The sequence below is a fragment of the Microvirga sp. HS2 genome, from assembly GCF_055792805.1.
Genome location: NZ_JBVVAJ010000047.1, coordinates 24,362 through 31,056, shown reverse-complemented (window position 1 = coordinate 31,056; position 6,695 = coordinate 24,362). Strand labels below are relative to the sequence as shown.

The 6,695-nt window shown below is 57.9% G+C and carries 5 protein-coding genes and 1 tRNA gene; 4 read left to right on the top strand and 2 right to left on the bottom strand.

The window, feature by feature from the left end; translation table 11 throughout:
• A partial coding sequence (locus tag ACS5Q0_RS24910; RefSeq protein ID WP_473127108.1) for an IS630 transposase-related protein occupies window positions 1–105 on the bottom strand: 105 nt, incomplete at its 3' end.
• A gap of 175 nt (window positions 106–280) precedes the next feature.
• On the opposite strand from ACS5Q0_RS24910, the gene ACS5Q0_RS24905 reads away from it, so the two are divergent.
• A complete protein-coding gene (locus ACS5Q0_RS24905; RefSeq protein ID WP_473129345.1) occupies window positions 281–2,431 on the top strand; it encodes an acyltransferase family protein in 2,151 nt (716 codons plus the stop codon).
• A gap of 420 nt (window positions 2,432–2,851) precedes the next feature.
• Here the strand turns inward: ACS5Q0_RS24905 and ACS5Q0_RS24900 are convergent.
• Window positions 2,852–2,941 (bottom strand) — tRNA-Ser (locus tag ACS5Q0_RS24900).
• A 504-nt stretch (window positions 2,942–3,445) separates the two neighbouring features.
• On the opposite strand from ACS5Q0_RS24900, the gene ACS5Q0_RS24895 reads away from it, so the two are divergent.
• From ACS5Q0_RS24895 to tmk, 3 genes are all read left to right on the top strand, one after another.
• Window positions 3,446–4,426 carry a septal ring lytic transglycosylase RlpA family protein gene (locus ACS5Q0_RS24895; RefSeq protein WP_473129344.1) on the top strand — a complete coding sequence of 327 codons (981 nt, stop codon included), beginning with the start codon at window positions 3,446–3,448 and terminating at the stop codon, window positions 4,424–4,426.
• A 142-nt stretch (window positions 4,427–4,568) separates the two neighbouring features.
• A complete protein-coding gene (locus ACS5Q0_RS24890) occupies window positions 4,569–5,783 on the top strand; it encodes a D-alanyl-D-alanine carboxypeptidase family protein (protein ID WP_473129343.1) in 1,215 nt (404 codons plus the stop codon).
• Window positions 5,784–5,991: 208 nt separating this feature from the next.
• Complete coding sequence (tmk, locus tag ACS5Q0_RS24885; RefSeq protein WP_473129342.1) at window positions 5,992–6,642, top strand: dTMP kinase; 651 nt, start codon at window positions 5,992–5,994, stop codon at window positions 6,640–6,642.
• The last annotated feature ends 53 nt before the right edge of the window (window positions 6,643–6,695 follow it).

Here is a 6,695-nt window from a genome sequence, read left to right as displayed (position 1 = left end):
ACTGTCACTGACCCCAAAGTGGCGGGCCGCCGCCCGGCAGGAATCGCCCGCCTCGACAAAGGCCGCAACCCTCACGCGCAGATCCAAGGAGAAGCTCTGGGTCATGCTCCACCTCCTGTTCTCAGAAGGGAATCACACTCCAGCACAGGCCGAAACCTCTTGAATCTGCCTTTCAGTCCGATGCTCTAGTCCGCAAGCACTGCCGAGAGCGGCGTGGGGAGGGGGCGGAACATCTCGCTTCGGCTTCGGTGATACATCCCGCCAATGCTCTGGCGAGGGCATGGCCTCTCAGGAAGAGGGGCAAGCCAAGTATATTGACCCGCCGCAGATGCTGCAGGAAGTAAAAGGGTTGCTGGCCAGTTGCAAAAATGGCAAGACGGATACCTTCAAATTGTCGACCTATCCCAGTCGTGTCGTGAAATCCCATATGTCAAACACTTTAAATCCACGAAGCTCTTATCGATCTGACATCGATGGACTGAGAGCGGTTGCAGTACTGGCAGTTGTTATCTTCCATATAGATAGCGCGTGGCTGCCTGGAGGCTTCGTTGGGGTTGACATTTTCTTTGTTATTTCAGGATTTCTTATCACTTCTAAAATCAAAGAAGATTACGACCATGGGCACTTCAGCATAGTGGAATTTTACAAGAGAAGAATTCGTCGCATTGTTCCGGCACTTTTTGCTGTGATCATACTGACAGTTCTCGCTGGCCAGCTGATTATGCTGCCGAGTGACTTTGATCGGCTGATGAAAACTGCCGTTGCTGCTCAGCTCTCTGTGGCGAATATATACTTCGCGTATTTTCTAGATACGAGCTATTTCGCCGATAGCGCTGCTCTTGAGCCCTTATTGCATCTCTGGTCACTCGGGGTTGAGGAGCAATTTTATCTATTCTGGCCTATTCTGCTCGTGCTTGGTTTAGGCAAGCTCCGCTTTAATAGGCTCGTTGCTGCAATTTTCGCAGCAACTGCCATTTCATTCGTGCTCGGCCAGTTTTTAATTACGAACCAGCCGATGGTGGCCTACTACATGCTCCCACCCCGTGCGGGGCAGTTGCTGGCTGGTGCATTGGCGTTCTTTGCATTGCAGCGTTTCCCCACGGGCAGTATTCGCCGCGAAACTCTTGAGGTCCTATTTATTATCGGGCTTGCACTGATTGTAACGAGCTTCGTGGTAATCGACGAAACCTCGGCGTTCCCTGGTCTGAGCGCTGTTCCAGTTACACTTGGGGCCGCGCTGCTCGTGTTCGCGAACTCGCCAGCTATGCTCACCACGGGGCGGCTTTTGGCGTTTGGTCCGTTGGTCGCCATTGGTCGCATATCATACTCGCTTTACCTCTGGCACTGGCCGGTGCTCGCATTCTCTCGCTACGCAGTTGGCGACCTTTCTCTCCCCATGAAGTTCTATGCTCTCGGTGCTATGATCGTTTTGTCGGTCGTGTCCTATTGGGTTGTTGAGGAGCCCTTCCGGCGCGCTGAGGGGTCGTTTCGGTCTATCGCCCTGAAGCAGTTTGTCGTGCCAAGTGTTCTTATCCTGGTCCTCGCAGGCTTGGTCGGTCGAACTTCAGGGTTTGGAATCTACGAGTTCGATGAGGATTATAAAAAGGCTCTGGCGAGCGCTGCAAACCTTGGACCTGCCACAAGAGCCAGAGAGGTTTGCCAGTTCTCTGTGCTGGAACCATCTGTTTTTACAGACCCATCTTGCAGGATTGGCCTCCATGAGCAGACTTCCGTATTGCTTTGGGGAGACTCACATGCGGCGCACTACGTAGGGCTCGTATCTCAGATTGGCCAAGAGCTGGGTTTTACGTTTCGGAATGCGGAACATAGTTCATGTCCGCCAATTCTGAATAAGCCGGAGCGCTTTGCGCCGTCGAGTAGAGTGACGCACTGCGCGAAATCCGGAGAAATTGCGCGGGCCCATCTGCACCAATTTGATAGTGTGATTTTAGGTGGTCAGTGGTACGGATACACGGGCCGTAGTGGCTTTATGCTAGAACTGGAGCATACCATTATCGAACTACGGAAAATGGGAAAGCAGGTGTTAGTACTGGGCCAAATCCCTATTCTCCGGGCGTTCGACAGAAGGTGTATGCAGAAGGCGCTTAAGATTCCTACGCTCGACTGTGCCGCACAGCTATTGACTGATGGGCAGCTCATAGACAATGTAAACAGAGCTATCAGGGAAACTGCCCTTAGGGCGGGAGCAGTTTACTATGATGCAAATGATCATCTATGTCGGGAGGGGACGTGCAGCGGCTTTCTCGATGGTCAACCTCTCTATTTTAATGAGACACATCTCACCAACGAGGGCTCGCACCTTTTAGGTCGACACGCTCGCCGAAGCGAGACGGCTCTTGCTGCATTTGGCGCGATCCTGCCTTTAGAAGTGAGGAGGGAGGCGGGGCCCATTGGATCCGCCCAAGATTAGTGGCGCTAAGGTAGAAGACCCATTTGCGCCACTCCGTTTCGACGGCAACGAACGCGAGGCCTGCGAGACAGTCGGTCTTGAGTACGGTGCAGGATGCCGCTGATCTCTCGCCGATTATCCATCTGCGACTTGCCCGGCTGGCCCTTGCGGCAGGTGTGGTTTCAATACAGCCCAGGCTTTGTCAGGATACCCAAAACAGGCGCGCCATGACACCCTCCGGATCGGGAAACCCAATCAGAAAGATAAAAACCAAATTGCGCCAAGAACTTGTATGGGTCCCGTACGCTGGGGTGTGAGGTGCACCAGCCGCTCGCCATGGTATGGAAGTCATAACAAACACGACGTGTTCGAACGGTCGATGGGACCGGCCTTCTACCAAGTCAAACCTTCCCCGAAATTCAACAGCTTATCTTAGGAAGATGGCGGAGGGGGTGGGATTCGAACCCACGGTGGGCTTGCACCCACGGCGGTTTTCAAGACCGCTGCCTTAAACCACTCGGCCACCCCTCCGGTCGCACGGCCCGCTGGGGCCTGAAGCAACCGTTCTCTAAGGCCCTAAGCCCATCGCCGTCAACTTCATTGGGAATGAAATGCATCGGACAGAGAGCCTCACCGCCCTCTCTCCGGTCCGAAGGGGCGGGCGCGGCCGCTTAGCCGGGTTTGCTGCACCGAGGAGCCGTTTCAGGGAGGTGTGAACCGATTTCGATGGGCTTAAGAAGCGGAAAGAGGGCTCGAATTCCAGGTTTAGATGACGGTAACATCCTTCATGTTACCTTTCGGCAGGGGGATTATTGTCCGCTGTTCTTTGCCAATTGCCTGTTTTGCTGTGGTCAGCAACGTTGTTAACAATCTGCTAGCTTTGCGATTGACAAGCGGGGCCGTTTAACTTCCTTTTAAGGCGACAAAAGCACTTTGATTGGCTTCCGAGGCAGAGTCGGGCGCCGCCATGCGCAGTGCGAAAAGGGGATGCGAAACAACATGCATTGTGATCGCGCTGAAGCGAAGGGCGGTCTGATGGGCGATATGGCCATCGACCACCGAGCTCTCATCCGTGTGGCAGGCGTTGCAGCCATTGCTCTGACCGTCGCGAACTGCTCCTCGAACGTCCGGGGCGGAATCGATCCGAAATATGGCGTTGCTCCGAGCCCGAAAGTCATCGCGGATGGCCAGCCGGTCCCGAAGGGCGGCGGGCGCGACATGGTCGGCAAACCCTATGTCGTTGCCGGGCGGACCTATGTGCCGACCGAGACGCCGCGCCCCGTCGAGGGGCTCGCCTCGTGGTACGGTCCCAGCTTCCATGGCCGCATGACCGCCAACGGCGAGATTTTCGACCGTGATTCAATTGCCGCCGCCCACACCACGATGCCGCTTCCCAGCTATGCGCGGATCACGAACCTGCAAAACGGGCATTCCATGATCGTGCGGGTCAACGATCGCGGCCCGTTCCATGGCAATCGCGTCATCGACGTCTCGGAGCGCGCGGCGTCCGCCCTCGGCTTCCGGCAGGCCGGGACGGCGCGGGTCCGCGTCGAGTATGTCGGCCGCGCGTCCACCAATGGCAGCGACGACCGGATTCTTCTTGCGAGCCTGCGCACGGACGGCCAGCCGGCAAGTCTGACGAATGCGGCGCCGACCATGATCGCCCAGGCGACCCCGCGCCCTGCGAATGCGCCGCGCCAGGCCATCGGAATCGGCAGCTACGAGCCGGATGATGGAATCGATGCCGCACCTGCCATGCCTCAGCAGGTTGCATCCTCTGCACTCTCCGTTCGCAGCAATGTCCCGTTGCCGCCTGAGCGTCCCTTCGATTTGGGCACAATTCCCGGTGCGAGCGGCACCGGCATGACCATGAGCTCCGCCGGTTCAAGGGGCTTGCCGCCGTCGCGCCCTGTTGTCGCGGGCCTCTATTATACCTCTCCTGAGCCCATGCGCAGCGGCTTCCAGAAGGGCAGCAGCTTCAGCAATCTGGACCAGTCGAAGTTCGTTCTCCGCTGAGAATGCGGGGAGAAAAGGGGTCGCTTTAACCCCAGCGTTGCGGCAGTGCGACGGCGCACAGCTTATCTTAACGTAACGTTGATTTGTCATTGACGCGCTACAGATTCAGGCTCTCCTAACGGAAGAGTCTGGATACCTTACGATGCGTCAAACGATGTCTGCCCGCCGCTTCCTCGCGACTGCCTTTCTTTCTCTTGGCACCCTGGCGCTGGCCTGGGGCGCTCCTGCCGGGGCTCGGGCGCAGGCATTCCAGTCCGGTGCTCCCACGGCCATTCTGATGGATGCCGACAGTCATGGCGTGCTTTACGAAAAGAACGCCGATGAATTGACCGCGCCGGCCAGCATGGCCAAGACCATGACGGCAGAGGTCGTCTTCAACGAAATCAAGAACGGCCGCCTTTCCTTCGACAGCACATTCACGATTTCCGAGAACGCGTGGCGCAAGGGCGGGGCGGGCTCCGGCGGGTCGTCCATGTTCGCGCAGGTTCACAGCACGGTCCGCCTCGAGGACTTGCTGCGAGGGCTCGTCGTCCAGTCCGGGAACGATGCCGCGATCGCCCTTGCGGAAGGGATCGCCGGGACGGAAGAAAACTTCGCCAAGCTCATGAACGAGCGCGCGCGCATCATCGGCCTGACCCATTCGACGTTCCGGAATGCGACCGGATACGGGCATCCGGAGCAGAAGGTCACCATGCGCGACCTCGCGAAGCTCGCCATCCACATCATCGAAACCTATCCCGATCTCTACAAGCTCTTCGGAGAGCGGGAGTTTACCTGGAACAAGATCCGTCAGATGAACCGGAATCCGCTGCTGGCCATGGATATCGGCGCGGACGGCCTGAAGACCGGCAATATCGACGAATCCGGCTATGGCCTGATTGGCTCTGCGGTTCAGAACGGCCAGCGCCTAGTGGTGGTCGTCAACGGCCTGAAGACCGCCCGAGACCGGGCCAACGAAGCCCGAAAGCTCCTGGACTGGGGCTTCCGCGCCTTCGAGTCGCGGGAACTCTTCGCCGAAGGGCAGATCGTGGGCGAGGCTCAGGTGTTCGGCGGCAGCAAGCGCTCCCTGCCGCTTATCTCCACGAAGCCTATTCGGGTGCTCGTGCCGCGGGGAGACAGCGAGCGGGTGACGGCTCGCATCATCTACACCGGCCCCCTGAAGGCCCCCATCCGGAAGGGAGCGGAAGTGGCCCGGCTTCAGGTCAACCGCGGCGAGATGCAGGCGCTTGAGATGCCGCTTTACGCCAATGAGGACATCCAGGAGGGGACCCTCAGCCAGCGGGCTCTCGACGGCCTGCTGGAGTTCGGAACGGGCTGGATGCGTCGCGCCTTTTCGAGTGTCATCGAAAGAATCTGACGAGCGGCGCTTCATGGCGTTCGAAGGCGGGGATATGTCCTCCGGCGTGACCTGCGCGTCGATGTATGTCGTTGCCAGACAATTCTTTTTTTGAAATGAGGTATGGGTCTGCCGCGCTCAGTCTCGGGTTGGCCGGACATGAGGTGCGGCTTACCGTTTGCCTCTCGTAGCAAGATGTCGCGCACAGCAGAAGTATAGAGTGAAGGCAATGAAACAACGCGGTCTCATGGTGGCGCTCGAGGGGATCGACGGCAGCGGCAAATCGGGTGTCGCAGCGTTCCTGTCGCACGAGCTGCAAGTTGCTGGTTATCAGGTCGTCGCAACTCAGGAGCCGGGCGGCACAGAAGAGGGAGCGGCCTTGCGCAGGCTTCTTCTGGCGCAAGAATCCTATAACTGGGTTCCGGTCGCTGAATTGCTCCTCATGAATGCGAGCCGCCGGCAGCATGTCGAGCGCGTCATCATTCCAGCCGTCAACGCGAACAAGATCGTGATCTGTGACCGGTTCGTTGGCTCCTCGATCGCGTATCAGGGGGCCGGCAGGGGGCTTCCAGCAGACATGATCAGGCAGCTCCACCGTCTTGCCATCGATGATTTTTGGCCCGATCTGACGCTCGTGCTCGATCTCGATCCGGCGATCGGTCTGAGAAGAAGCCGACAGAGGCTGGAGCAGACGAATGTGGATGAAGGCCGTTTCGAAGCGCTGGAAATGGAATTTCATGCCCGCGTCAGAAAATCATATCTGGATCAGGCCACGGAGTTTCCGCAGACATACAGGGTCATTCAGGCGGAAAACGCTCCCGACGTCGTCCAGAAGGAGGCCCTTGCTCACGTTCTTGAGCTGATCGCGAGCAGGTCCTGAGTAGTCCCGGATTGTCCTCCGCCTTTCCGCCCAGGGGAGGCCGAAGCAATCGA

Bases quoted from the DNA above. Each gene is read 5' to 3' on its own strand.
- ACS5Q0_RS24905 (WP_473129345.1), top strand. From the start codon at position 281: ATGGCCTCTCAGGAAGAGGGGCAAGCCAAGTATATTGACCCGCCGCAG.
- tmk (WP_473129342.1), top strand. From the start codon at position 5,992: ATGAAACAACGCGGTCTCATGGTGGCGCTCGAGGGGATCGACGGCAGC.
- ACS5Q0_RS24895 (WP_473129344.1), top strand. From the start codon at position 3,446: ATGGGCGATATGGCCATCGACCACCGAGCTCTCATCCGTGTGGCAGGC.
- ACS5Q0_RS24890 (WP_473129343.1), top strand. From the start codon at position 4,569: ATGCGTCAAACGATGTCTGCCCGCCGCTTCCTCGCGACTGCCTTTCTT.